Here is a 26552-nt window from a genome sequence, read left to right as displayed (position 1 = left end):
ATGATCATGCTGTGGGGGCGGGACGACGATCGGGCCGCGGCGGCCGCGGTGCTCGACCGGGCCCGCGCCGGGCACAGCGCCGTCCTGGTCGTCCGCGGCGACCCCGGCATCGGCAAGAGCGCCCTGCTCGACGACGCGGCCGCCGGCGCGGACGGGATGACGGTCCTGCGCTGCGCCGGGGTGGAGACCGAGGCGGAGGTCCCGTTCGCGTCGCTGCACCAGCTGCTGGCGCCGGCGCTCGCCGCCTCGTCGCAGCTCCCGGACGTGCAGGCCGCCGCGCTGCGCGGGGCCCTCGGGCTCGGCCCGGCCGCCGGCGGCGACCAGCTGCTCGTCGGGGCCGCGGTGCTGACGCTGCTGGCCGAGCTGGCCGAGGAGCGCCCGGTGCTGTGCCTGATCGACGACGCGCAGTGGCTGGACGGCTCGTCCGCGCAGGCGCTGCGGTTCGTGGCGCGCCGCCTGCAGGCCGAGTCCGTGGCGATGCTCTTCGCCGCGCGGGACGAGTTCGCCCCGGAGGGCCTGCCGGAGCGGCGGCTCGCCGGGCTGGACCCGCAGACCGCCGACGCTCTGCTGCGGTCGCTCCGGCCGGACCTGCCGCCGCGGATCCGGGTGCGGCTGGTGCGCGACAGCGCCGGCAACCCCCTCGCGCTGCGGGAGCTGCCCCGCGGGGCGCCGCCGTTCGTGCCGGCGCTGCTGCCGCGGCGGATCCAGGAGGCGTTCGCGGCGAGGATCGACCGGCTGCCGCCCGACGGCCGGGCGATGCTGCTGATCGCCGCCGCCTCACCCGACCAGGGCCTCGGGGTGGTGCTGCGGGCGGCGGAGTTGCTCGGCGTGGCACCGTCCGGTCTGGGCGCGGCCGAGGAGGCGGGCCTGGTGACGGTCGCCGCCGGGCGGATCGCGTTCACCCATCCGCTGCTGCGGGCCGCCGCGTATCAGCGGACCACGTTCGACCGGCGGCTGGCCGTACACCGGACGCTGGCGCAGACGCTCCCACTCGATGACGACCGCCGGGCCTGGCACCTGGCCGCCGCCGCCACCGGGCCGGACGAGGAGGCCGCGCTGGCGCTGGAGCGCGCCGCCGAGCGGGCGCTGCGCCGCAAGGGCTACCCGGCCGCGGCCGCGGCGCTGCAGCGCTCCGCCGAGCTGACCGCCGCCCCTGCCGAGCGGACGCGCCGGCTGGTCGCGGCGGCGGTGGCCGCGAACGACGCCGGGCAGCCCGACCTGACCCGCCGGTTCCTCGCGTCCTGCGACCCGGCCGGCGACGACCCGGTGCTCACCGCCCGGGTGTGCGAGCTGCGGGCGCGGCTCGCGTTCGACGAGGGGTCGGCGGCGTCCGCGCACGACCTGCTGGTCGCCGGGGCGTCGGCGCTGGCGCCGGTGGACCGCCGGGCCGCCGGGCTGCTGCTGGTCGACGCGGCGCGCAACGCCTGGCAGCTCAGCGACCCGCCCCGGGTGCGCGAGGCGGCGCGGCGGCTGCACGGCCTCGGCCTGCGCCCCTCCGACGGCCTCGACCCGGCCGTGGCGGCGGTGACGGCGGCGGCGCGGCTCCTGCTGGAGGGTCCGGCGGCGGGTGTACCGGCGATGCGGGCCCTCACCAGCACCAGGACCGGCCCGCCGAACCTGCGGCTCAACGCGGCGTTCGTGGCCGGGCTCGTCGGCGACTTCGAGGCGGGCCGGGCGATCTCGCAGGGCGTCGCCGACGAGTCGCGGGCCGAGGGCTCGATCGGCTGGCTGCCCCTCGCCCACGTGACCCTGGCGGCGGCGGAGCTGTACCTGGGCCGCTTCCGGGACGCGGTCGCCACCGCCACCGAAGGGCTGCGGCTCGCCGCCGACACCGGCCAGCCGAACCGGGCCGGCTACCTGGAAGGGATCCTCGCCTGGATCGCCGCGGTGCGTGGCGACGCCCCGGATTGCGCCCGGTTGGCCGAGAACTGCCACGACCGGTACGCCCGCAACCACATCGCCAACGGCCTGGCCTGGGCGGAGTGGGCGCTGGCCCTGCTCGACCTGGGGCAGGGGCGTCCGGCGGAGGCGTCGGACCGGCTCGAGGCCGCCCTGGCCGGCCCGGTCCGGCACCAGATCCAGGCCGTCTACAGCGCACCGGACCAGGTGGAGGCGGCGGCGCGGATCGGCGCGTACGAGCGGGCCGAGGCGGCCTGTGCGCGCTTCGCCGAGTGGGCCGCCGCGGCGCGCCTCGACTGGGCCGACGCGGTCGCGCACCGCTGCCACGCCCTGCTCGAGCCGTCCTGGCCCGCCGCGAGCCGGCACTTCGAGGCCGCGGTCGCGCTCGGTGGCCACCCGTGGGAGGTGGCCCGCACCCACCTCGCCTACGGCGAACGGCTGCGCCGCGAACGCCGCAAGACCGAGGCCCGCGCCCAGCTGCGGACCGCCGCGGAGATCTTCGACCGCCTCGGCGCCGTCCCGTGGGCGGAGCGTGCCCGCGCCGAGCTGCGCGCCACGGGCGCCGCCGCCGCTCAGCCGTCATCGAGCCTGGTCGCGACGCTGTCCCCGCAGGAGCTGCAAATCGTCCGCCTCGTCGCCGGCGGCCTGACCAACCGCGAGATCGGCGCGCAGCTGTTCCTCTCCCCGAAGACCGTCAGCTACCACCTGTACCGCGCGTTCCCGAAGCTCGGCGTGGCCAGCCGCACGCAACTGGCCCGCCTCGACCTGTCCGGCTGAGGCGGGCCCGCTCGCTGCCCTCACCTCGGATATGTCCGCTGCGCGAACATATCCGAAATTTCGGTTATGCGGCGTGTCAGACCTTGTGCCACTTCTGGTTGGCGCCGCCGGTGCACTCCCACAGGTGCAGGACGGCGTCGTTGTCCGGGTTCCAACCGGCGATGTCCACGCACTTGTTGGCCTGGGGGTTGACCAGGTCGCCGGCGGCGGACAGGACGAACTGCTGGGCGGGGTTGCCGCTGCAGTTGGCGATCTGGATCGCGGCGCCGTTGGCGGTGGAGCCCCAGGCGACGTCCATGCACTTGTTGTTCTCGGTGCGCAGGGTGCCGTTGACCCAGGTCCAGCGCTGGTTGGTGCCGCCGGTGCAGTTCCACACGATCAGGCGCTGGCCGTCGTTGAAGTTCCAGTTCGGCACGTCGATGCACTTGCCGTGCCAGTTGCTGGCGATCCCGGTGACGTTGCCGTTCTGTGGCGGCTGCGTGGTCGGGTTGGTCGGCGGCGTCGTGCCGCCCACGAACGGGCTCAGGGTGATGCCGGCCGAGCGCGGGTCGCCGGAGTGCACCAGCGACTCCTGGTTCTGCACGTCGTCGAAGGCGAACCCGTACGCCTTCCCGTCGGCCATGTTCGCGTGGATGATCCGCGAGTAGTGGTTGGTCAGCGAGCTCTTGTAGAAGTCCGCCGCCCCGCCGCCGGGCTGGGTGTCGATGGTGCCGAGCGTGCCGCGGTGCAGCGCCGCGCAGAGCGTCCGGGCGATCGGGCCGACGACCTGGTCGTTGGGGGCGCCGAGCGCGCCGTCGCAGCCCCAGACGTTGCTGGTGCTGGGCTTGTTGAACGACGCGACCCGCTGGCCCGAGCCGTTGGTGAAGGTCATGACGTTGCCGCTGGTCCGGCCGAAGTACTTCACGCCCGGCTGGTCGGTGAACGGCACCACCGTCAGGGTCTTGGAGGTGTACGCGTTCCAGGCGTTGGTGATGTACGGGTCGAGGTACGTCGCGCTGAACAGCCCGGCGTCGGCGGCCTTGCCCGGGGCGAGGACGCGCAGCACGGTGCCGTCGGCGCGGGTGACGACGGTGTTGCCCCAGCCGGACTGGGCCTTGATCTGGTTGATGACGTTCTGCCGGCCGTTGGCGACCGGCGCGCCGGTCCTGGTCGTGACGCCGTTGCTGCCGGTGACGCTGACCTCGTGCGGCACGGCGAACATGTCGACCTGCGAGCTGTTGAGCCACAGCCCGGCGTCGTTGTAGGTGAACTCGCTCCAGTCGAACAGGATGTCGTGGTTGGGGTCGCTGGCGGCCCACGGCGCCGGCTGGACGAGCCCGTCGGGGGTGAGGAAGAACTTCAGCTTCTGGCCCAGGGACATGTAGACCCGGCCGGACATGTTCTTCGGCAGCTGGATGGTGGTGCTGCCGCCGTTGCCCGGGCCGGCGATCGCGACGTCCGGTGCCGGGGAGGGCGGGTTCGACCCGCCGGCCCAGTTGGTGAACGTGCCGCCGGCGTTGGCGTAGCCGAGGCGGCCGGTGGTGAGGTTGACGCCGATGACGTAGAGGTAGACCGCGTCGCCGCGGCCCGTGGTGTTCTTGACCGTGAAAGGCAGCAGGTTGGGCCCGAGCGCCGACGCCGACGGCATCGCGGCGATGCCGACCGGCACCGCCACGGCGAGCGCGGCGAGCGCACCGAGCACCTTCGTCCTGAAACGCACCGAGAGACTCCTTCGTGAGAGCGCTCTCAGCAGCCTTTGTTACCGATGGGGAACGTGTCAACGGAGATCGACAGAATCCATCGTCACCGAATGGAAACTTAAGAAAGCGTTGAGCGGAGCCCAACGTAGGTCGGGCCCCGCTCACCGTCGGTCAACGATTGTCGCTATTGGTCTATCGCTTTGGTCTATCGCTTTGGTCTGTCGCTTTGGTCTGTCGCTTTGGTTATCGCAGCAGGGACAGGACGTTCTGCGGCGCCTGGTTGGCCTGGGCCAGCATGCTGGTGCCGGCCTGGGTCAGGATCTGCGACTTCGTGAAGGACACCATCTCCGACGCCATGTCCGTGTCCCGGATGCGCGACTCGGACGCGGACAGGTTCTCGACCGCGGTGTTGAGGTTGTTGATGGTGTGCTCGAAGCGGTTCTGGTATGCACCGAGGGTGGCCCGAGCGGTCGAGATGCCCTTGATGGCCGTGTCGATCGCGGTGATCGCCGCGGAGGCGCCGTTCACCAGGTCGAGGCCGTTGGTGCCGAGGCCGGTCGAGTCGAAGCCGGTCACGGCGACGCTGCCGAAGGCGGCGGTGCTGAGGTTGACCGAGATCTGGTCCGCGCCGGCCGTGTTGGCGCCGACCTGGAACGTGCCGTTGTAGGCGCCCGCCGGGTCGAGCAGCTTCTGCCCGCCGAAGGACGTGGTGGTCGCGATCCGGTCGAGCTCGGCGTTGAGCTGCGTGAACTCGGTCTGCGCCGCGGTGCGGGCGTCGCTGTCCTGCGAACCGGTCGAGGACGCCTGGACCGACAGATCGCGCATGCGCTGCAGGATCGAGTGCGTCTCGGTGAGCGCGCCTTCAGCGGTCTGCACGACCGAGATGCCGTCCTGCGCGTTGCGCACGGCAACCTTCAGGCCGCCGATCTGGGAGCGCATGCCCTCGCTGATGGAGAGGCCGGCCGCGTCGTCGGCGGCGCGGTTGATCCGGTAACCGGAGGACAGCCGCTCCAGCGACTTGCTCATCTGGCTGTCCGTGACCGACAGGTTCCGGTAGGCGTTCTGCGCGGCGATGTTGTTGTTGATACGAAGACCCATGGTGACTCCTCCTTGATTCGGGCCGTACTGTCGGGCCGTCCTTGGCCCGCACGGTTCAGTCATCGGCGCCACCCGGACGGGCATGAGGGTTCGCTCGAACCTTTTTCCGGCGGGTGGCAAGGTCTTGCCCATGGGCATGTACGGGTACGTCGACGGGGTCCCCTTCTGGAAGCCGGGCAGCAGCACGGCGCAGCTGTTCGCGGCGCAGGTGCGCGTCATGGAGGACCGGATCCAGCGCTCCAGCGGCATCCTCGGGCCCGAGAGCGACGAGCTGCACTTCGACCCGTTGAAGCTGCGGGAATTCTTCGTGTTCCTGCTCAACGACTGGAACCGGCAGCACTCGCCGACCGTACGGGCGATGTCGCTCGGCACGATGCAGGTCCTCGCGTCGCTCGACCAGCACCTCAACGGGCCGCTGCGGGAGCTCGGCGGCAACCCGGAGATCCGCGACGGCATGCACGTCGCGCTGCCGCCGAGCGGCCTCGAGCCGGTCGCGTGGGGGCCACCGACCGCGCGGGAGCTGCCGCCCTCCGTCCGCTTCGAGCTCGCGGCGATCGTGTTGGATCTTGTGCGGGGCTGGTACCAGACGATCGACGCCCGCACGGACGGCCTCGGCTGGCAGGGCGACCGGCTGCGGGCGGTCGTCGACGCCTACCCGGTGCCCCTGCTGCTGCCGCCGCAGCGGATCCCACCGGACCTGATCAGCACCGATGAGGGGTATCGCCGGGTCAGCGTCATGTCGCTGTGGGACACGGTGTACGGGGTGTCGCGGCTGCGGCTGCAGGTGGTGCACGACGGCCTGGGCCACCGGATCACCTGGCTGGGGTTCGGGGACCCACCGAGCGTGCCATAGTTTGTTTGAACGCGTCAATGCTTGACGTAACCTGATTACTTTTGTTGATATGAGGCTTCTTCGAAGCTCAGCGAAGGAGCACACCCCAGTGAGAAGACTCGCCTGGATCGCGGCGGCCACCGCGATCGTGGTCGCCGCGGCCACCCCCGCGGCCGCCGCCCCGCCACCGCCCGAAGGACCCAGCTGGCACCCCGGCATCGCACCCATCGCCACCCCGTGGACGTCCCAGGTCGGGCCGAACAACGCCCTGCCCGAGTACCCGCGGCCGCAGCTCACCCGCGACCGCTGGCAGAACCTCAACGGCGTGTGGGAGTTCGCCCGCGCCACCGTCGACCAGGCCGTGCCGACGGGGCAGAGCCTCGGCGAGCGGGTGCTGGTGCCGTACCCGATCGAGTCGGCGCTGTCCGGGATCCAGCGGCACGAGGACCGGATGTGGTACCGGCGGACGTTCACCGTCCCGGCGGCCTGGGCGGGCCAGCGGCTGATCCTGCACTTCGGCGCGGTCGACTACGACGCGAAGGTGTACGTCAACGGCACCCAGGTGGGCACGCACCGCGGCGGGTACGACGGCTTCGACCTCGACGTGACCGACGCGCTCGTCGGGACCGGCCCCCAGGAGCTCATCGTCTGGGCGGAGGACCTCACCGACGCGACCGGCCAGCCGATCGGCAAGCAGCGCCGGGTCAGCGACCGCGGCATCTTCTACCAGGGCAGCTCCGGCATCTGGCGGACGGTGTGGATGGAGCCGGTCCCGGCCGCCAACATCACCTCCCTGACGATGACGCCTTCCCTGGCGTCGCAGAGCCTGAACCTGACCGTGAACGGCACGCCCGGCCAGCAGTTCGAAGCAGTCGCCCGCAATGGCAACAAGGTCGTGGGCCGGGTGACCGGCACCGTCGGCACTCCGGTCGCGGTGCCCGTGCCGAACCCGAAGCTCTGGTCGCCGGACAACCCGTTCCTGTACGACCTGCAGGTGCGCCTCCTGTCCGGTGACACCGTCGGCTCGTACTTCGGCATGCGGCAGATCGGCACGCTGCGCGGCGCCGACGGCAAGCTGCGGATCGCGCTCAACGGCAAGATCCTGTTCAACCTCGCCAACCTCGACCAGGGCTTCTGGCCCGACGGGCTCAACACCGCGCCCACCGACGCGGCGCTGAAGTTCGACCTGCAGCAGGACAAGGCGATGGGCTTCAACGCCGTGCGCAAGCACATCAAGGTCGAGCCCGACCGCTGGTACTACTGGGCCGACAAGCTGGGCCTCATGGTGTGGCAGGACATGCCGGCGGCCAACACCGGCCCCATCCCGGTGGAGTGGCGCGACCAGTTCGAGGCCGAGCTGCACGAGATGGTCCGCGAGCACCAGAGCTGGACGTCGATCGTGGCGTGGGTGCCCTTCAACGAGGGCTGGGGCGAGTGGGACCGCACCGCGACCGGCCGCATCGCCGACGACGTCAAGGCTCAGGACCCCTCGCGCCTCGTCAACGCGCACAGCGGCGTCAACTGCTGCAACTCCAAGGGCGACTCCGGCCGCGGCGACGTGATCGACTTCCACCAGTACCTCGGCCCGGCCTCCCCCGCGCCGAGCGGCGACCGCGTCTCGATCGACGGCGAGCACGGCGGCTTCGGGCTGAAGACGTCCAACCACATGTGGTTCGGCGACGGCGGCGCCTACGAGATGACGCCCGACAAGGCGACGCTCACCGCGAAGTACGTCGAGAACCAGAAGGCCGTCATCGCGTCGGCGAAGTCCTGCGGGATCAGCGCCTCGGTGTACACCCAGATCACCGACGTCGAGGGCGAGCTCAACGGCTTCTGGACCTACGACCGGCAGGTCGCCAAGATGGACCTCAAGCAGGTCAAGCAGATCAACCAGCAGATCATCGCCGCCGCCGACGGCTCGCCGGGCAATGTGCCGCAGCCGCCGCCGGGCACGCCGGGCCTGACCGGCATCGCCTTCTACCCCCTCGACGGCTCTTACGCGGACGCGGCGGGCTCCCACAACGCCACCGCGGCCGGCGGGGCGGCGTTCGTCGCGGCGCACACCGGCGACGGCGTCTCCTTCGACAACGGCTACCTCGACACCGGCGCCCCGCTGCTCAACACGGCGACCGACTACACCGCCGCCGCGTGGGTCAAGCTGGACCGCGTCGACGGCGCCTTCCAGACCGTCGTCAGCCAGGACGGCCCGACGAACAGCGACTTCTTCCTGCAGTACTCCGGCGCCGACCAGCGCTTCGCGATGAGCTTCGTCGGCGTCCGCGCCCTCGCCCCCACCAGGCCGAACCCGGGCCAGTGGTACCACCTCGCCGGCGTCCGCGACACCGTGAAGGGCGAGCTCCGCCTGTACGTCGACGGCCAGCTCGCCGGCACCGCCAGCGCCTGCCTCCCGCAGGCCGCGCCCACCGGCAACACCGTCATCGGTCGCGGCAAGTTCGGCGGAAACCCCGTCGACTTCCTCGACGGCACCGTCGACCAGGTCCACCTGTACGACCGTGCCCTGACCCCTGCCGAGATCCAGCAACTGTTCACGTCCGGCAACTGAGTTTGATACCGGGAGCGGGGCTTCCTGTCCCGCTCCCGGTGTTGTTCCAGATTGCTGAGGATGGCGCATCGGCCCTGCGTACGGTGCGGTTCGGTTAGCGTGGACGAGTGGGCTGGTGGCTGCTGCACGTCGACCTCGATCAGTTCATCGCGGCGGTGGAGATCCTGCGACGCCCTTCGTTGCAGGGGCTGCCCGTCGTCGTCGGGGGCGACGGGAACCCGGAGCGGCCGCGGCAGGTGGTGGCGACCGCGTCGTACGAGGCCCGCGCCTGCGGCGTCCGGTCCGGCATGCCCTTGAAGGCGGCGGCGAAGCGCTGCCCCTCGGCCGTCTTCCTGCCGTCGGACACCGAGGCGTATCAGGCCGCATCGGTGCAGGTCATGGCGACATTGGCGCGCTTTCCGGTGCTGCTGCAGGTGTATGGCTGGGACGAGGCCTTCCTCGGCGCCGACACCGACGAGCCGATGGTGCTCGCGGCGGACGTACGGCGGGCGGTGCTGGACGAGACCGGGCTGAGCTGCGCGGTCGGCGTCGGCGACAACAAGCTCACCGCCAAGCACGCGGCACGGTTCGCCAAGCCCGGCGGCCTGTTCCAGCTGACGGCTGCGACGTGGCCCGACGTCATGGGTGCCCTTCCGGCGGCCGACCTGTGGGGCGTCGGCCCGAAGACCACGAAGCGCCTCACCGCCATCGACGTGCACACCGTCGCCGACCTGGCGGCATGTGATGTTGCCCTGCTCACCGAGCACTTCGGCCAGCGCAGCGCCGCGTGGCTCGCGGCGACGGCCGTCGGCGCCGGCGACACCACCATCGACACGGAGCCCTGGATCGCCCGCTCACGCAGCCGCGAGACGACGTTCCTTACCGATGTCACCGACCCGGACGAGCTCGCCGGCCACGCGGACAGGCTGGCTCGCGAACTGGGCACCGCGGTCGTCGCCGACGGCCGGCAGGTCACCCACGTGGCGGTGAAGGTCCGCTTCTCGTCCTTCTACACCCCGACCAAGGTCATGAAGCTCCGCGGCGGCCCGACCACCGACCTCGACGTAATCGCCGAAACCGCGCGGACCGTGCTGGCCAAGTTCTCCCTGCAGCGCCCGGTCCGGCTGCTCGGCGTCCGCCTGGACCTGTTGATCTAAAGATCCCGGTAGTAGAAGTACATCGGCTCGTCCGCGCCGGGCTCGACGTTGACGAACCCGTGCGCCTCGTAGAACCGCCGCGCGTCCGTGTCCGCCCCGTCCACATTGATCTCCAACGCCTCCGCCCCGCGCCCCTTCGCCACCTCACACGCAGCGGTCAGCATCGCGTGCCCGAACCGCTGGTTGCGCAGCTCCGGCTTGACGTACAGCTCGTCGAGCATGACAGCAGGCCCGTCAGACCAGACACTGCGCCGAAACGAGAGCACGGCGACACCAGCGGCCGGCTCCCCCGTCAACAACGCCACCAGCTCGTCCCCGGCCAGCAACCGCTCAAGCCGCCCGGCGAGTACCTCAACCCCAGGCGTCGGCGTGCCGAACTCCCGGTTGAACGCATCCAGCAACCCCGCCACAACCCCAGCATCCGCCGCCGTAGCCCGCCGCACTTCCCGCATCCTCATCCCACTCATCCTGCCGCTGCTCCCCACCCCCGCAACACATTTCGACGCCGACGCCCGGGCCGGCAACACCTGCTGCCGGCCCGGTTCGTCAAGGAACGGTCAGGCGGCGACGGTGCAGACCGTGCCGTTGAGGCGGAACGCGGACGGAAGAACGTTGGGCCCGTTGTACGCACCCACAAAGCCGGTGCTGGTCGCGCCCCCTCCGGCGGCGAGGGCGCCGTTCGTGTCGATGTTGGTGACCTTCACGTCGCGGCCGGTCTGCGTCCAGTTGCCGTTCCAGCTACCGCTGACGCTCTGCCACGCGGTCGGCCAGGTGAAGGTCAGCGTCCAGCCGTTGATCGGGCTCGCGCCGGTGTTGGTGATGTCGATGTTGCCGACGTAGCCGTTCCCCCAGTCGTTGACGTCGGTGAAGCGGACGGTGCAGGCGCTCGTCGCCGGGCTCGTCGTCGTGAACGTCAGCGGCGGCGACGACCAGGAGACCTTCCCGGCGGTGTCACGGGTGACCACGTTGACCGTGTACCGGGTGCCGGGGTTGAGGTTGTACACCGCCAGCGACGTGCCGGACGTCTCGCCGAGCTGCTCGCTGACGGCGCCGTTCTGGCGGTACACCTCGTACTTGGCGATCGGGCTGCTGCCCGCGGGCGCCGCCGGCCACGCGATGGTCGCGGTGTTCGCGCCGATGGCGGTCGTCGTCGGCTGGCCGGGCGCCTTCGGCGCGCCGGTCGTGGCCGACGACGGGTGGAGCACGAGCAGCGTCAGCGAGTACGGCGCGATCGTCTGCGCCGCCGCGGTGCCGGTCGCCGACGTCGCCGGCGCGGGGTCACCGTTGCCGAACCTGGTGACCGCCGGCGCGCCCGCTGCGGCGGACCAGCCGGAGTACTTGAGGCTGACTGACCGCGCGTTGTCGGGGTCTTTGTTGATGAGCAGGACGGCGAGGTCCCCGTTGGGGCGGCGGGCGGCGTGCGCGGCCACGAGCGGGTCCCCGGTGGCGGCGCGGACGAGCTGGTCCCCCGGTCGGACGAACGACTTCATGACGCTCAGCGCGTGATACGGCGCGAACGGCGTGTTCATCGCCGGCTCGCACACCGTGCCGCCGGTCTGGCAGCCCCCGCTGGACAGCAGGCCGAAGTCGCCGTAGTCGGTCTGCCCGGCGACGGTGGAGACGGTGCCGATGCCGTTGTGCACATTCCACCACTGGACGGTGAAGACGCCGTTGGCGATGAGGCTGCTGTACGCGTCGGCGAGGAACAGCGCTCCCGGCTGGGTGTTCTGGCCGACGCCCACGTTCAGCTCGGTGAAGCTGACCTTGATGCGGCCGGTGCCGGTCCCCGCGTAGCGGGCGATCTGCTGCTTCGTCAGGTACATGATGTCGTCGACCTGCTCGGTCTTGGCCAGGGACTCCGCGGCGGTGCCGCCACCCGGATACCAGTGCAGGTCCACGAAGTCGATGGACGGCCCGGCGACGGACAGCACGACCTGGTTCCACGTGCCGGCGTCGCCCGAGCCGACCAGCCCGTCGGGCCAGTTGCCCGGCGTGGTCAGCACCGCGCCGATCTTGATGGTCGGGTCGACGGCCTTCATCGCCGCGGCGAACGCGACCACGCCCTCCGCGTACGCCCGCGGGCTCTTGTCGGCGTGGTTGTCCGCCTCCCATGCGGAGCCGTAGTGGCCGTTGCCGTAGTTCTCGTTGCCGATCGTCCAGTACTTCGCGCCGTACCCCTTGGTCACGTTGGCGTAGCGGACCCAGTCGGCGGCTTCCTCGGCGGTGCCGGTGCCGTAGTTCGCGATGATCATCGGCTGGCCGCCGATGCGGCGGACCGAGCCCATGAACGTGTCGAAGTCGGTGTTCGGCGCCACGTAACCGCCGGGCGCGGTGTGGTCGCGCCAGTGGTAGATGTCGGCATACGAGCCGCCCGGATACCGCAGCATCTGCACGCCGGCGGCGCCGAGCAGGTCGGACACCGCGGTGGTGCCGAGCTCGGCGTCCCAGATCGCGTCGTTGACGCCCAGGGCGGTGTCGGGAACGGTCGCCAGGCCGGCCTTGGCGTTGACGGTGACGGTGGTGGCCACGGGGTCGGCGGCCATGGCAGCCGCCGGAACGGCGACCGCTGGAACGGCCGCGAGCAGCAACGCCGCGCCCATCACGGCGCCGCGGCGAATTCCGATCTTCATGACGGTCCAATCGGAGAGCATGGATGGAAGCGCTCCCATGCTGGGGATGCCCCGGGACCATGTCAAGCGCTTCGACAGCGCTAACCTCGTGACCATGGCCGCGTCCTACTCAGTCCGCGAACGTTCCACGGACGCCAGGTAGTCCGCCACCGCCCACTGCTCGTTGTGCTCCGCCCAGCCCCGCGCCGTGGCGTGGAACGACGGATCCGTCTGTCCCGGGTCCGCGCCCAGCTCGACCAGCGCCCGGACCGTGTCGAGGTGCCCGTGGTACGCCGCCTCGTGCAGCGCCATCGTGCCCCTGAACTCGAACCCCAGCTCCGCCATCAGCCGCACCGCACCCGTCCTGCCGAGCTTCGCCGCGGCGACGAGATGCTGCGGCTTCGCCGCGATCGCCAGCTCCGCCGTCCGCCGGTCACCGGTCGCGGCCGCGTCGCCGCGCATGCAGTCGCCCAGGAACCGCAGTACAGGGTCCCCGTCGCCACCGAACAGCTCCGCCACGTCCGCATGGCCGTACAACACGGCCGTCGAAAACGCGTCGAGCCCCTGGAACACGGGATGCCCGGTGCCCCGGCCGCGCGGATCGGCGCCGTGCCGCAGCAGGAGCCGCGCGCGCTCGACCGCCCCGCGCTGCGCCGCCTTGATCAGCTCGTCCTGCAGCAGCTGCGCGGGCGTGGGGTGGGTCGGCCCGAGCCGCTGGTGCCACACCCCACCGTCACCACGCCCGAGCCCGTGCCGCAGCAACACGGGAAGGTGCGAGTCATCGTCGTGGTGGAGGCCGCGGTTGTACAGCGTCTGACTGTCATTCGCGTCGGCCCCCGCCTCGAGCAGCAGCTCCGCCAGCGCCGGCCCGTCCCGGTGCGCGGGCTGCCCGCCCTCACCGCCGCCGAACACCCCCGCCAGCACCGTGAACGGCGACGTCAACCCGTCCCACAGAAACCCCGCCGCCGGGTCGGCGCCGCGCTCCAGCAGCAGCCGCGCGACTTCCACGGTGGAGTGCCCCGCCGCCGTGCTGTCGACGCGCGAATACGCCAGATACAGCAGCGGCTCCCACCTGTGCGGGCCGCCCTGCCGATTCGCCGCGCCGGGGTCGCCGTCGAGGATCCGCCGCGCCGCCACGACATCCCCGACCGCCGCGGCGGTATGGATGGAGTGCCCGGCCAGCTCGGGCCGCTCGTCCAGCATCCGCCGCGCTCGCGCCCACCGCCGCGGGTCGTCGCCGCCATAGGTCAGGCAGGCCAGCACCAGGAACTCGTCTGCCGCCCCGGTTGGCCTCTGCTGGTGCGGTGACCTGGCGAATCTGCCGATCACATCCAGCGTCGCCCGCAGCGCCGGCCAGCTCGCGAACCCGTACGACCGCGCGACCACCAGCTGCGCGTCGGCCCGCTTGACGGTCGCGGGCTGGACGTCGCGGTGCCTGGGATGGAACTCCCGCAACAGCTCCAGCGCCTGCGGATCGCCGTCACGCACGCGCCGCTGGAGCGCCTTGGCCTGGTTGCGGAGCTGCTCGACGTCGGGCTGATCGGGAAGACGACGGGTCGGCACGACTGCCTCCTTGTCCGTGCGCCTGGTGCCCGCAAACTCAGGCCGGAAAGGAGGTGATGCCGGCACTGCCTCGATCTACCAGGTGGGCTGAGCCCTTCGCGCGGACTGCTGGCGCCCCGAGCGCCGACCCCAAGGTTAGACGACTTCACCCGCCGCGGTCACCCGCGACGCCGCAATGCCACTCTCGGTGTTCGGGTCGGTGGCGATGTGTGACATTCGACGACGGCGCTGGACGCGGGACTGTGCGACCTCGACGATGGAGTGCAGCGCCTACCGGGGGGAGGCAGCCCATGCGATTCGGCTTGTCAGCAACAGATTCCGTCTCGTCGGCACCATTCGGCTCGGACGAGTGGGCGGCAGCTCGCCGCGCCGCGCAGGCCGCAGCGTTCGACCGCCGGCGCGAGGAGAAGCGGCGAGTGAGGGCGGAGTTCGCCGAGGCCCGTGCGCACGGCCTGGCGGCCCGTCACGCAGCGAAGCTGACGAGGCTCCGCAACGCTCGCATCCTGGCAGAGGCGGCACCGCCGACCGCTACAGCACTTTGCGAGCCAGCGGCCGTCGACGCCCCACCCACGGCTCAACCGCCGATCACGTCCTCGCCGGCTCCTGCGACTTCGACGGCCGCCGAGCACGACCGAGCAGTCTCCCCGACGGCCCAAGACGAACGTCTCGCCCCGGTGGATGGCGGATCTTCTCCTGCGCCTGCGGATGGTGGGCCGTCGCCCGCGTCAACGGGTCCGGGCGTTGGGCCGCCGGGCCGCATTGGCGGGCGCGCTTCGGTGTTGGGCCGTCGGGTGTTCCGCCGGCCTGCGCGACGACCTGTCCCGCAGGAGGGCACCTCGGTGGCGGCCGGTGGGCGAAGGGCTCCACGGGCCCGACCTCGGAGAGTGTCGGGGCGTGCTCCGCCTGGGGCGCTGGGTGGCGGCACTGGCAGCATTTAGGAACGTTCGTTCTTGACTGTTCGTTCCTTTACTCGTACCGTTTGAGAGGTGGGGCGACCGAGGGGATTCGACGAAGAGGTGGTGACGCGGGCGGCGGTGCGGCTGTTCGCGGGACGGGCCTACGACGGGTTGTCCGTGGATGACCTGGTCAATGGGCTGGGGGTGCATCGGAACAGCCTGTACAAGACGTTCGGCAGCAAGCGGGGGCTCTACCTGACCGCGCTGCGGTGGTATCTCGAGCATGAGCTTGAGCCGGCGCTCGCGGCCATCGAAGAGCCAGGCGTGGAGGACGGCGGCCGGGGTGCCTCGCTCGTCGAGGGGGGCGTGCTGGATCTGCTGCTGCTGGCGGCCGTTGAGCAGGCGCCGACGGATCCTGAGGTCGCCGGGTTGATCAGGGGGGCGCTCGCGCGGCTGGATGACGCCGTCGGGGTGGAGCGCGCCACGGAACTGTTGGGGTTACGGCTGCGGGCCCGCACCGGCTAGGAAGGCCCGGCCGGCTAGGAAGACCCGGCCGGCTAGGAAGACCCAGCCGGCTAGGAAGGCCCGATCAAGAAGCTAAGGAGTGATGGGGATGGCGACGGTCAGCATCGACGGGGGGAACCTTGTCGTCGAGATTGAAGGGCTGGACAAGCTCTGGGCGCTCAAGAGCAGGCTGGCGATTCCGCTGGCCAACGTGCGAGGGGCCACGGCGGACCCCGGCATGGCGCGGCAGCCGAAAGGGATCAGGGCGCCTGGGGCGCACATCCCGAACGTCATCACGGCGGGCACGTTTCACCTTGACGGGGAGAAGGTGTTCTGGGATGTGCGGGACGCGGCGAAGGCGATCGTGGTGGAGCTCTCCGACGAGCGGTATGCCCGGCTGGTGATCCAGGTTGACGACCCTCGCGGTGCCGTTGACCTCATCGAACGGTCCGTCAAGCGGTAAGGGAAGCACTCTGGAAACGGGCGGTTAGGGCAGTGGCGAGGGGGTAGACGGCGGATCGGTACACGACCGAACGACAAACCGCACGGGGCAACCGATGACGCTGAAGAAAACGCTGACCTACGCCGCTTGGGCATTCATCATCTACTTCATCGCGTTCCGGCCGCAGGCGGCGGCGAGCGTCGCCCAAGGGCTCCTGGGGCTGATCGCCGCGCTGGGCAAGGGATTCGGGGACTTCTTCAGCAGACTGGTGAGTTGAGCAATGGATAGGGTCGGTGAATGGCACAGCGGTTGCAGCAGCGGCTAGTCGACGAGTTCGCGGCGTGGGGGTCGGGGGACGAGGCCGAGCGGGACCGGATCGCGGTCCTGCTGCAGGTGCGGGCCGACCGGCTGGAGCGGCCCGATCCGACCCGGTGGCGCAGCGGGGACGTGCACGACCTGCTCATGAACGCCGTGGCGCCCCGGCAGGTCGACGCGTGGGGGCTGGCCGAGCACGGGCTCGGCACGGTGCGGGAGTTCCTGCGGTTCCTCGACGCCACGGACCGGTTGCACCCGGCGAGCGCCAAGCCCGCCGCGCTGTTCAAGGAGCTGGACCGGCTCGCGGTGAAGTTCCCGGCAGCGATGGCCGACACGGACCGGTGGGAGCTGGCGAAGCGGATCTTCACCGCGATGCTCCGCGACGGTGTCAGGCCTGACGGGGACCCGGCGGAGATCGACGCGTGGGCGGCGAGGTTCAGTGCGCGGGAGCCGGAGGAGCGCCGGGAGGTGCTCGGCCGGCTGATGGAGGAGCGCGAGGGGTACGCCACCGGCCACATCACCATCGACGGCGGCACCGTCACGATGAGCCCCCGCCCGCCGCAGCGGACAAAGACAAGCGACCTGGAAGAGACGAACGCGCCGGAACAGAGGAACGAGCCGGAACACCACAAGGTCAAGCAGCCATCGCATGAGCGCGTCAGGGACAGCGCGCTGCTGCGGGACCTCGCGGCCCTTGCCGGCTGGGTCGGGGCCGACGGACGGCCGCTCGATGACCGAGGTGAGCTGCGCAAGGCCGACCGGCCCGCGTTGTTCGCGGCGCTCGGGTACCAGAGCACCGCCGAGCCGATCCTGACGCCGCTGTGGCTGATCGCGATCGAGTTCGACGTCATCCAGCTGCGCCGCACCAGAGTCGTCCGCGGAGCCGGGGCAGTCCTGGTCGACGACGTCCTGGCCGGGAAGGCCACGCCGCAGGAAGCGCTCGACCTGTGGGTGGACCTCGCCGACGCGATCGTCCACCCGATCACCCCGCTGCACTCGGAGAAGGGCGCCGAGCAGCTTCGCCGGTGGATCGACCCGTGGGCTCCGCTGTTCCTGGAGCTGCTTGCCGTACATGAGGGGAAGGCGGATCTGGAGGAGCTCACCGACCAGCTGCTCGACGCGCACGAGAGCCGCCTGCCGGCCAGGGACCCCGACCTGTTCGCCGGCGTCGCCGCCACCGCCGTCCGCAACACCCTCGCGTCCCTCGCCCGCCACGGCGCCGTCACGGTCGCCGGGTTCGCGGAGAACCCGGAAGTGGCCGCCGAGGCCGCCGCCATGTGGGGCACCGCGCCGTGGGCGGTGCACCCGGAGCCCGGCATCACCGTCGAGCTGACGGACCTGGGCAGGTACCTGGTGTCGTTAGACTCGGCCGCGGCAGGGCCGTAGCGCAGAGGTTGTCGCGTCCGCCTCATAGTCGGAAGGACACCGGTTCGAATCCGGTCGGCACTGCTCTTGAACAAGAACGCGGGCCTTGTACAAGAAGGCGCGCCTTGAACAGGGAAGGCGGGCCGTGTTGCTGGGGTGGATGGTCGAGCGGGCGACCGAGCGGCGGCTCGCCGGCGACTGGCGCGGCGCCTGTGCGGCCGCGGGCGTCGACGTCGAGGTCGACCTGCCCGCGATCGGGAACGCCCACGGCACCGAGGTCGCCGAGCGGATCGAGGACGACCTGGGCCACCTCGTGCCCGACCTGCTGCGCTGGCACCTGCCCCGCCACCCCGCCGACGGTCTGCTGCGCGCCGGGCTCTGCCTGCCGCTGGCGGTGTTCCCCAACGCGTACGCGCTGATCGCCCGGCCACCGCAACGCCTCGACGACCCGCAGCGGATCCGGTTGACGTTCGAGCGCCTCGACTCCACCGCGCCCGGCAAGCGCGACCATTCGCTGCTGCTGCTCCGCGATCGCTGGGATTCCCGGTGTACGGGCGAGCTGATGCAACGCTGCGGAGGCACCACCCGCCTACCGTTCTTCACCACCACCGGGGAGCGCAGGACGCAACCGGAAACCGTTGCCGAGCAGGCCCTGCGGCTGGACGACGAGGGCCGGCACGCCGAGGCGTGGACGGTGGCCGGGTTCGAGCTCGAGGTCCTGCTCTTCGACCCGAGGTGGGGCCGGGAGCGCATCGACCCGGCGGCGTTCGCGCCCGGCCGTGCCGACGACGAACTGCGAACCAGCAGGCAGGCCGTCATCGAGCAGTCGCTCTCCGGGCTGCGGCCGGTGCACACGACGCTGCCCGAGGCGGCCCGCCGCGTGGCCGGCTACATAAGTAGCCTGCGCCAGGCGACACCGCCGCCGCAGTCCAAAGGCCGAGAGGGGCCCCGGTACTGGGGTCCCCAAGGAGAACCGCCGCGGCCCGACCCGATGCCGACCGACGTCGACGAGCACTGCGGCCTCGTCCGGATCGACCGCCCCGGCCGCTGCCTCGTGCTCGACCGCCTCGACACACCAAAGCCCCGCGCCCGGCTGGTCGCGGCCGTGCCGTACGGGCAGGCCGACGACGACCGGAGGCGTGCGGAGATCGCCGAGTTCGGGCTGGAACTGGCCCGCGTGCCGCGGCTGCCGTCCGTGCTGTCCCGCCGCCCGGCCGAGCTGACCGGCCTGCTGAGCGGTTCCCTGCGCCCCGACCAGCTGCATCCGCTGGTGCATGAGGCGTTGTTCCCGGCCGGTACGACCCCCGCGACGCCAACGGCCCGCATCAAAGACCGCGTGCGGATCCACTGCACCGGGGCGATCCACGAGGTGGTGCTGCGCGGCGGCGCCATCCACATCCAGGACTCGCCGGCCGAGGTCCGGCGCGAGCGGGCGGTGCGCGCGTTCGGCGGCCAGGTCCGCGGCTGCGTCGCCGCCCAGGACGGCTGGCGGGACCCGGCGGTGCGGATGCCGAGCCAGATGCGCGGCCTGCGCCGGGACCTCATGCGGCTCGTCCACCACGGCGACGGCCCGGCGCTGGTGGCCGCCCTGGACGCCGGCATCGACCCGCACGTCCGCGACGAGCGGGGCCGCACGCTGCTGCACCTGCTGCCGTGGCTGCTCCACGACGACCTGGAGCTCCTGCCCCGGCTGCTGGCCGCCGGCCTGGACGTCAATGCCCGCGACCTGAACGGCGAGACGCCCCTGCACCCGGCCGTGGACTTCGGCAGCCCGGCGCTGGTGCGGGCGCTGCTGGACGCGGGCGCCGACCCGAAGGCGCGCTCGGAGCGGCCGTACCCGCGCACGGCCATCTGGACCGGCCGCCTCGACCTCGAGTTCCTACGCCGCCTCAACCGCTGATGGCGCACCCCGAACCGCAGAAGGCGCACCCTGAACCGCAGAAGGCGCAACCTGAACCGCTGATGATGCACCCCGAACCACTCGTGATCCTGGTCGACGACCTGCGGTCCTTCGTGGACGGCCGGGCGGCCGAGGTCGCCCGGACCAGCGCGGCGGGGGTCGAGGCGCTGCGCAGGCACCGGGAAGCGCGGATCGACGAACTGTGGCTGGACCACGACCTCGGCGGCGACGACACGATCTGGCCGGTGGTGGAGGTCCTGGAGATGGCGGCGTTCGAGGGCAGGCCGTTCGACATCGGGGTCGTCCTCGTCCACTCCGCCAACCCGCCGGGCGTGGCGAAGATGCTGCAGGCCCTGCGGCGGTGGGGGTACGAGGTCAGGGCCGCCACGGGATCACCCCAGGTCGCGTACCTCGGGGAGTGAGGACGACAGCGGGAAGGCGTACTCGAACTCGGGGCCGGCGGTCAGGGTCACCTCGACGCCGGTGCGCTTGAAGCCGGCCTTCTCGTAGAGCGCCTGGGCGCGGGCGTTGGACGCGTGCACGTACAGGCGGACCCGCTCGACGGCCTGGGTCCGGGACCAGGCGACCGCCGCGTCGAACAGCGCCAGGGCCAGCCCGGTGCCGCGCGCCTCCGGGCGGACGAAGACGCCGACGACGTGCGTCTGCGCGAACGGCGCGGTCTGGCCGCAGAAGTCCTCGACGCCGGCGGGCTCGACCAGGACGGTGACCGAGCCGAGCCAGCGACCTTCGGGGGAAACGCCGATGAACTGGCGGACCGTCTCACCCCGAGCCGCGTCGGCCGCGCGCCCCTGCCAGAAGTCGTCCGGCTGGGCGACGGCCCGCTCGTACGTCTCCAGGAACGCGATCGGCGCGACCGGATCCTGCAGCGCGGCGAGCCGCAGCTCCTTCGCCAGCGGCCATTCGGACGCCTGCACGGGCCTGACGGTGAACGACATCGGGCCATCCTCGCACCGCGCGATCAGCGCCGGCAGCCGAATTACGCCGGCGTGAAGCGGACCGCCGCGGCGCGGGCGAACGCGGTGCCGGCGGTCAGGACGACCTTCCCCGAAGTTCCCTGAGCGAACGACCACGTGCCCAGCGTGTACCAGGAGCCGCCGACGCTCACCTGGTTCACCGTCAGTGCGGCCGTCCCACCGGCGTGGGTGACCTGGTACGCGGCGGCGGTCGTGCTGCTGCTGCTCGCCGGCACCCACACCTCGACGCGGTACGTGCCGGCGGCGCGCAGTGTCGGCGCCCAGGTGGCGGTGGAGCCGGCGGTGCTGCTGTACCGGCTCGGGGTGCCGTCCACGCCGGGCAGGCTGCTCGCCAGCCAGGTGCCGGTCTCGCGGTAGCGGACGTTGCCGGCGCAGTCGGCGGTCGTGTCGAGGGGCGTGACCGTCACCTGCCGCGGTCCTGGCGTGCCGGGCACGACGTAGCCGGCGGACGCGGCGCTGACGCCGCCCTCGCCGACGGCCGTGACCCGGTACGCGACGCCGGCGACCGCGGAAGCGGCCCCCACGACCAGCGACGCCGCGGTGGTGACGACCGTGGTGGGGACGGAGCCGCAGTCGGTGGCGGAGACGAGGTAGCCGGCGGCGCCCGGCACCGGGGACCACACGAGCGTGGTCACGCCCCCGCTGGTGGAGCTGCCGAGTCCGGTCGGCGTCGCCGGAGCGCCCGCCGGTAATGCCGGCACCGTCCGCGTGGCCACGGTGACCGGATCGGACCAGCCGCCGCTCGTACCGCAGCGGACGGCGACACTGTGAGCGCTGTCGGCGACCAGGCCCGGGACGGTCAGCAGCTCCACCGCCGAGGACTCCACGACGCGCGTCACGGTCCGCCCGCCGCCGGTGGCGGTCACCTCGTAGCGCTCCGCGAACGGGTCGGGGGTGATCCGCACCGCGACCCGGTCGTCCGCGGCGAGCGCGCCGTGGACGGCGAAGCCCCCGGACGGCGAGACGTATGCGCTCCACACGGTGTTGGAGCCTTTGACGCGTACCGAGGAGCCGGTGGTGACGATGCGGACCGAACCCTTGAGCGCGGTGGTGAACGACGGGCCGCCCTGCACCTCCACCTGGTGATCGGTCGCCCCCGGGGCGACGATGAAGCCGAGCACGAGCCCGCCGTCGACCGGCACCACGTCCTGGATCTTCGGCGGCAGCGCGAGGGTGCCGCCGGGCGTGACGGTCACCGGCGCGGACGCGGCCGACGTGCCGGCGCCGTTGAACGCGACCACCCGCACCTGGGCCGCGACCCCGTTGGCCAGCGTCACGTCGGCGAACCCGTTGATGGTGTCGGCGCCGGCGGCGCCGGTCGAGGCGAGCACCCGGTAGCCGTCGGCGTTGGCGACCCGGTCGAAGACGACCCGGACGGCGCCGTTCGCGGGCTGCACGGAGCGGATCGTGGGCGCCGCCGGCACCCGGACGTCCAGTGTGGACACCGCGACCTCGTGGCCGGAGGGCGCGAGCAGCGTCAGCCGCTGCCGTACGGCCGCGCCCGGGTCGGTCCACCGGACGGCGCGCCGCAGCGTGGGGCTGCCGGGCGCGATGTCGGGCAGCGGCAGCAGCCGCCCGTCGATCACCGCACCGGCCGCGTCGGTGACCTGCCAGGCGAGCCGGTGCCCCCGCAGGATCCGGGCCGGACCATCCTTGACAGAAAGCGACAACACGGTCAAATCGCCGGACGACACAAGACCCAGCCCCACAAGCGCGTTCGTGGCCTGCAGCTGCGCATAGGCACGCTTCCGCTGCCCCCACACGTTCTGGATCCCCCAGCCGCGCACCTGGTCCGGCGACGAGCCGCCGTAGCCGCTGCGGTAGTCGTTGAAGGTCCAGTGCGAGCTGCCCACCACCCACGGCCTGGACGGGAAGGCCAGCGCCGCCGCGTCGCTGGTGGTGCGGAAGTCGGCGTCCTCGCGGCTGGTGGGGAACGTGAAGCTGTCCGAGCTGTACTCCGACACGAAGATCGGCTTGTCGGGGTAGAGGCCGTGCACGTGGTCGACGTTGCCGGCGAAGTCGCCGTACATGTTGAGGCAGGCGAAGTCCGTGTACTGCAACGCCTCCGCGCCGGGCGTGGCGGCGCTCGCGTACGTGTTGCTGACGTACGTGCACAGGCGCGTGCTGTCCAATGTGGACTTGATGTAGGCGATCATCTCGCGGACGAACGTCATGCCCTCCGCGCTGGTGCCGCGGATCTCGTTCGCCACCGACCAGGCGATGACCGACGGGTGGTTGTAGTCGCGGCGGATCATGTCGCGCAGCTCGGCGCGGGTGACCTCGCTGGCGGGGTCGAGGTTGGCGCCGGTGCCCCAGACGGGGATCTCCTCGATGAGCAGCATGCCGATCTCGTCGGCGTAGTCGAGCAGTTCGGGCGTCTGCGGCACGTGGTGGATGCGCATCAGGCCGGCCCCGGCCGCCTTCATCCGGTCGAGGTCGCGCCGCACCAGGTAGGTCGGCTCGGTCGCGCCGGCGACCCGGTCGTCGCCGACCCGGTTGTAGCCGTTGAGCCGGACGGGCTCGCCGTTGAGCAGCAGCGCCGTGCCGCGGACCTCGATCTTGCGGAAGCCGAAGCGGTCGGACTTCCCGTGCAGCACGGTCGAGCCGTCCAGGACGGTGGTTTCGCAGGTGTACAGGCTGGGCCGGTCCAACCCCCACAGCGCGTACCCGCCGGACGGGACGCTGCTGGAAAGCCTCGCCTCGGCGGTGCCCCGCGCGGGCACGGTGATCGTCGTCGTGGGGGCACCCCAGGGGAACGCGCTGCGCACGGTGACGGTCTTCGCGGTCGCGCCGGCGTTGGAGACCGTCACCCAGTTGACGACCGCCCCCGTGCCGGTCGTCAGGTCCGGCGTGGCGATGACGTGCTGCCGCTCGATCCGCACGGCGGCGTCGACGGTGAGCGACACCGGCCTGCTGATCCCGCCCCCACGGCCACCAGGCGCCGATGCTGTACGTGTTGCTCGCCGCGACCACGACGGTGTTCGTGGCGGCGAGCCGGCTCGTGACGTCGAACTCGAACGGCGTGTAGCCGCCGGTGTGCTCGCCGAGGTAGGCGCCGTTGAACCAGACCTTGGCCCGGTGGTACACGGCCTCGAACCGCAGCCGGACGACCTGCCCGGCGCCGACCGCGGGCGACGCGACGGTGCGCCGGTGCCAGCCCCAGCCGCGGTAGCCGGCCCACGCGTCGTGGACGTCCCAGTTGCCGGGGATGCGCAGCGTCGCCCAGCCGGAGTCGTCGAAGCCGGGGGCGGCCCAGCCGGACGCCTCGCCGGTGCCGCCGGGGTCGGTCGCGAAGCGCCAGTCCCCGTCGAGCGGGACCACGCTCGAGCCGGCGGCCTGCGCCGGGCTGTTCAACACCAAGGGCAGGAAGGCGCCGGCGGTGCCGGCACCGATGAGCTTCAGGACGTCGCGCCGATGCGGGGTCACACGGGCCTCCGAAGTTGGGAGCTGCCTGCCGGAATCGGCTGCGGGCGGATCCGATTCGGGAAGCGGCTTGCAGTATCCGCGAAGCTAATGCACTCTCAGCAACTCGTCAACCATTGGACGGCCCCGACCGCGAACAGGGCTCCTTCGATGAACTGGCGCCGCCGTACGGCCACCACCAGGGTCGCGGCGGCGAGCAGTCGCGTCCTGACCGTCCTCAGCTACCTCGACCATCGCTGACCCGTCCTGAGCGGGCGGCATAATGCACGGCATGGTGAAGTTCCGGGGTGCCGTACAGGGTGATGTGCCGGCGCTGGTGGAGTTGGTGCAGCGCGCGTACCGCGGGGACAGCAGCCGCGAAGGCTGGACGACCGAGGCGGACCTCCTCGAAGGCCAGCGGGCCGACCCGGAGATGGTCACCGAGGCGATCGGCACCAGCTTCGTCCTGGTGGCCGAGGACAGGCGGGGCATCGCCGGGTGCTGCCAGCTGGAGCGGCGCGACGGGTACGTCTACTTCGGCATGTTCGCCGTCGACCCCCGCCAGCAGGGCAACGGGCTCGGCCGGGCGGTCCTCGAGGAGGCCGAGCGGCGGTCACGCGACGAGTGGGGCGCCGGGGAGCTGCGGATGACCGTGATCGTCCAGCGGGAGGACCTCATCGCCTGGTACGAGCGGCGCGGCTTCACCAGGACCGGCGAGCTGTCCCCGTTCCCCTACGGCGACGAACGCTTCGGCCGCCCGCTCCGCGACGACCTGCAGTTCGAGACCCTGACGAAGAAGCTGGGCTGAGCACCGCAGCGCCGGCGGCTAGGTTAAGCGGATCCCGCGCCCCAGGTACGCCTCGGCGAGCAGCGTCGTCCACTGGTAGACGGCGTCCTCGTTGGGGGCGAGCGGCCCCGGCACGAAGTGCGGTGAGGCCAGACCGCGCTGGACGGACTCGCACGCGGCCCAGTCCTGCCGGTTCGTCAGGTCCCAGAAGTCGACCGCGTACGCCGTCTCGGTGAATCCTTCCGGGAAGAACCAGCTGCACTCGATCATCGTCAGGCCCGGCTCGACGGGCGTCAGCCGGTGCGTCATCACGTAGTCCGGGTGCGCCGACACCAGCAGGTTGGGGAAGAGCCCCACGTACAGCACCGTGCGGCGCGGCGCGTCGGGGATGAAGTGCCCCGGCCCGCTCCCGTCGAACGACATGGTGGTCGCGTGCGGCCGCAGATCCATCGAGCCCCCGACCCACGCCCCCGGCAACGACCAGTTGTCCCCTGACGTGGGCGGCGACACCTTGCACAGCTCGGGGTGGATCAGCGGGCAGTGGTAGCACTCGTGGTAGTTGTCGATCATCACCTTCCAGTTGGCGGCCACCCGGTATTCGTGCCTGGCCCCCAGTCGGAGTTCTCCCATCCCGTACGGGCGCAGCAACCGCTCCAGGTCCCCCAGGTGCTTGCCGAACGGCTCCGCGCGGGCGCCCGCGTTGACGAACAGCCACCCCTCCCACTCGGCGGCGGGCAGCTCGACCAGCCCGAACTCCCTGCCGTCGAACGCGGCCCCCATCCCGGGCGCGGTCGCGAGCGCCCCGTCGAGCCGGAACGCCCACCCGTGATACGGACACACGGCCGACGGCCGCCCGTTCGACGCCCCGTCCGGCAGCAGCTCGTGCGCCCGGTGCCGGCACACGTTGGCGAACGCGCGCACGCCTCCCGCCGGGAAGGTCAGCAGCACCCCGACGTCACCGACGGTGACCGCCCGCTGCGTGCACCCTTCCCGCAGCTCCTCGACGCGCCCCACACACGCCCACGCATCCGCGAACAGATGCCGCCGCTCCCACGCCAGCACCGCAGGATCGGTGTACGCCGCCGCCGGCAACATCCGCGACGACCCGAACGGCAACAACGCGGCCTCGACCGCAGCCAGCTCCACCGGCGCTTCCATCCCCCCATCATGACCCGACCCGGGGCCATCAAGGAACGCATGCGTCCCGGGGCGATCGGGCAGGATTGCACGATGGCGGTAGCGATCGTGTACGAGACGCATTCGATCACCACGGACAACGAGGCGGGGATCGCCACCGGCTGGCTGCCGGGCGAGCTGTCCGAAACGGGCCGCGACCTCGCCCGGGAGCTGGGCCGGCGGCGCCGGGACGACGGCATCTCGGCGGTGTTCACGTCGGACCTGGCGCGCGCGGTGGAGACCGCCGAGATCGCGTTCGCGGGCTCGGGAATCCCGATCCATCAGGACGCCCGCCTGCGGGAGTGCGACTACGGCACGCTCAACGGCGGCCCGGTCAGCGAGCTCGCGCGACTCAGGTCCAAGCACATCACCGAGCCGTTCCCAGGCGGCCAGAGCTACCAGGACGTCGTCGATCAGACCCGGGACTTCCTCGCGGAGATCGCACGGGACTGGCAGGGGCACAGGATCCTGCTCATCTCCCACTCCGCCAACCGCTGGGCGCTCGACAACCTGCTGCACGGCACCCCGCTGGAGGACCTCGTCGACGCGCCCTTCGCGTGGCGGGAGGGCTGGCACTACGCGCTGCCGTGAGAGGTGACGAACGCCGTCCCTCA

The 26552-nt window shown here is 71.8% G+C and carries 20 protein-coding genes, 1 tRNA gene and 1 pseudogene; 13 read left to right on the top strand and 9 right to left on the bottom strand.

Translation table 11 applies throughout. The features are described from left to right. Positions 1-2676 (top strand): AAA family ATPase, encoded by a 2676-nt coding sequence (locus ACFY3L_RS29765; RefSeq protein ID WP_389331119.1) that lies wholly within the window; start codon positions 1-3, stop codon positions 2674-2676. 76 nt (positions 2677-2752) lie between these two features. Here ACFY3L_RS29765 and ACFY3L_RS29760 read toward each other — a convergent pair whose 3' ends face one another. Then, positions 2753-4375 carry a beta-1,3-glucanase family protein gene (locus tag ACFY3L_RS29760; RefSeq protein WP_389331116.1) on the bottom strand — a complete coding sequence of 541 codons (1623 nt, stop codon included), beginning with the start codon at positions 4373-4375 and terminating at the stop codon, positions 2753-2755. 223 nt (positions 4376-4598) lie between these two features. After that, on the bottom strand, positions 4599-5453 hold the full coding sequence (locus ACFY3L_RS29755; protein ID WP_389331114.1) for a flagellin: 855 nt from the start codon (positions 5451-5453) through the stop codon (positions 4599-4601). A 130-nt stretch (positions 5454-5583) separates the two neighbouring features. On the opposite strand from ACFY3L_RS29755, the gene ACFY3L_RS29750 reads away from it, so the two are divergent. The 3 genes from ACFY3L_RS29750 (at position 5584) to ACFY3L_RS29740 (ending at position 9984) form a co-directional block, all read left to right on the top strand. Next, the gene (locus tag ACFY3L_RS29750) at positions 5584-6306 is read left to right on the top strand and encodes a DUF6086 family protein (RefSeq protein ID WP_389331111.1); all 723 of its coding nucleotides are present in this window, start codon (positions 5584-5586) and stop codon (positions 6304-6306) included. Between the two features lie 88 nt (positions 6307-6394). Continuing rightward, positions 6395-8848 (top strand): LamG-like jellyroll fold domain-containing protein, encoded by a 2454-nt coding sequence (locus tag ACFY3L_RS29745; protein ID WP_389331108.1) that lies wholly within the window; start codon positions 6395-6397, stop codon positions 8846-8848. A gap of 107 nt (positions 8849-8955) precedes the next feature. Continuing rightward, positions 8956-9984 carry a DNA polymerase IV gene (locus ACFY3L_RS29740; RefSeq protein ID WP_389331105.1) on the top strand — a complete coding sequence of 343 codons (1029 nt, stop codon included), beginning with the start codon at positions 8956-8958 and terminating at the stop codon, positions 9982-9984. On the opposite strand, the gene ACFY3L_RS29735 is transcribed toward ACFY3L_RS29740, so the two are convergent. The 3 genes from ACFY3L_RS29735 to ACFY3L_RS29725 form a co-directional block, all read right to left on the bottom strand. Next, the gene (locus ACFY3L_RS29735; protein WP_389331102.1) at positions 9981-10442 is read right to left on the bottom strand and encodes a GNAT family N-acetyltransferase; all 462 of its coding nucleotides are present in this window, start codon (positions 10440-10442) and stop codon (positions 9981-9983) included. The two genes, ACFY3L_RS29740 and ACFY3L_RS29735, sit on opposite strands and share 4 nt — an antisense overlap. Before the next feature lie 99 nt (positions 10443-10541). After that, positions 10542-12614, bottom strand: a complete 2073-nt coding sequence (locus ACFY3L_RS29730) for a cellulose binding domain-containing protein (RefSeq protein ID WP_389331099.1) — start codon at positions 12612-12614, stop codon at positions 10542-10544. Between the two features lie 105 nt (positions 12615-12719). Then, entirely contained in the window at positions 12720-14156 is a 1437-nt protein-coding gene (locus tag ACFY3L_RS29725; RefSeq protein ID WP_389331096.1) for an ankyrin repeat domain-containing protein, read from the bottom strand. Between the two features lie 986 nt (positions 14157-15142). Between ACFY3L_RS29725 and ACFY3L_RS29720 the strand changes: the two genes are divergently transcribed. The 7 genes from ACFY3L_RS29720 (at position 15143) to ACFY3L_RS29690 (ending at position 20000) form a co-directional block, all read left to right on the top strand. Continuing rightward, complete coding sequence (locus ACFY3L_RS29720; RefSeq protein WP_389331093.1) at positions 15143-15577, top strand: TetR/AcrR family transcriptional regulator; 435 nt, start codon at positions 15143-15145, stop codon at positions 15575-15577. Between the two features lie 88 nt (positions 15578-15665). Further along, positions 15666-16019 (top strand): hypothetical protein, encoded by a 354-nt coding sequence (locus ACFY3L_RS29715; protein WP_389331090.1) that lies wholly within the window; start codon positions 15666-15668, stop codon positions 16017-16019. Between the two features lie 94 nt (positions 16020-16113). Next, a complete protein-coding gene (locus tag ACFY3L_RS29710) occupies positions 16114-16275 on the top strand; it encodes a hypothetical protein (RefSeq protein ID WP_389331087.1) in 162 nt (53 codons plus the stop codon). Between the two features lie 20 nt (positions 16276-16295). Then, positions 16296-17699 carry a hypothetical protein gene (locus tag ACFY3L_RS29705; protein ID WP_389331084.1) on the top strand — a complete coding sequence of 468 codons (1404 nt, stop codon included), beginning with the start codon at positions 16296-16298 and terminating at the stop codon, positions 17697-17699. Beyond that, positions 17690-17762 (top strand) — tRNA-Met (locus ACFY3L_RS29700). Before ACFY3L_RS29705 ends, ACFY3L_RS29700 begins: the two co-directional genes overlap by 10 nt. 61 nt (positions 17763-17823) lie before the next feature. Next, positions 17824-19578, top strand: a complete 1755-nt coding sequence (locus ACFY3L_RS29695) for an ankyrin repeat domain-containing protein (RefSeq protein ID WP_389331081.1) — start codon at positions 17824-17826, stop codon at positions 19576-19578. A 65-nt stretch (positions 19579-19643) separates the two neighbouring features. Beyond that, positions 19644-20000 carry a cyclic-phosphate processing receiver domain-containing protein gene (locus tag ACFY3L_RS29690; RefSeq protein WP_389331402.1) on the top strand — a complete coding sequence of 119 codons (357 nt, stop codon included), beginning with the start codon at positions 19644-19646 and terminating at the stop codon, positions 19998-20000. On the opposite strand, the gene ACFY3L_RS29685 is transcribed toward ACFY3L_RS29690, so the two are convergent. The 3 genes and pseudogenes from ACFY3L_RS29685 to ACFY3L_RS29675 form a co-directional block, all read right to left on the bottom strand. Then, positions 19971-20534 (bottom strand): GNAT family N-acetyltransferase, encoded by a 564-nt coding sequence (locus ACFY3L_RS29685; protein ID WP_389331399.1) that lies wholly within the window; start codon positions 20532-20534, stop codon positions 19971-19973. The two genes, ACFY3L_RS29690 and ACFY3L_RS29685, sit on opposite strands and share 30 nt — an antisense overlap. Before the next feature lie 41 nt (positions 20535-20575). Next, positions 20576-23479, bottom strand: coding sequence for a glycoside hydrolase family 2 TIM barrel-domain containing protein (locus ACFY3L_RS29680; RefSeq protein ID WP_389331078.1), 2904 nt, complete (start codon positions 23477-23479; stop codon positions 20576-20578). Between the two features lie 73 nt (positions 23480-23552). Then, positions 23553-23894, bottom strand: a pseudogene (locus ACFY3L_RS29675) (sugar-binding domain-containing protein); the annotation flags it as partial. A 373-nt stretch (positions 23895-24267) separates the two neighbouring features. Between ACFY3L_RS29675 and ACFY3L_RS29670 the strand changes: the two are divergent. Beyond that, entirely contained in the window at positions 24268-24783 is a 516-nt protein-coding gene (locus ACFY3L_RS29670; protein WP_389331075.1) for a GNAT family N-acetyltransferase, read from the top strand. Positions 24784-24801: 18 nt separating this feature from the next. Here ACFY3L_RS29670 and ACFY3L_RS29665 read toward each other — a convergent pair whose 3' ends face one another. Further along, on the bottom strand, positions 24802-25920 hold the full coding sequence (locus tag ACFY3L_RS29665; RefSeq protein ID WP_389331072.1) for an aromatic ring-hydroxylating dioxygenase subunit alpha: 1119 nt from the start codon (positions 25918-25920) through the stop codon (positions 24802-24804). A gap of 72 nt (positions 25921-25992) precedes the next feature. On the opposite strand from ACFY3L_RS29665, the gene ACFY3L_RS29660 reads away from it, so the two are divergent. Next, positions 25993-26529: a histidine phosphatase family protein gene (locus ACFY3L_RS29660; protein ID WP_389331069.1), complete on the top strand. Its 537-nt coding sequence runs from the start codon at positions 25993-25995 to the stop codon at positions 26527-26529. Positions 26530-26552: the final 23 nt, after the last annotated feature.

Source organism: Dactylosporangium sp. NPDC000521 (genome assembly GCF_042898305.1).
Taxonomy (GTDB): Bacteria; Actinomycetota; Actinomycetes; order Mycobacteriales; family Micromonosporaceae; genus Dactylosporangium.
The sequence above is the reverse complement of the archived record's forward strand: the minus strand, read 5'-3'. Positions and strand labels throughout refer to the sequence as shown.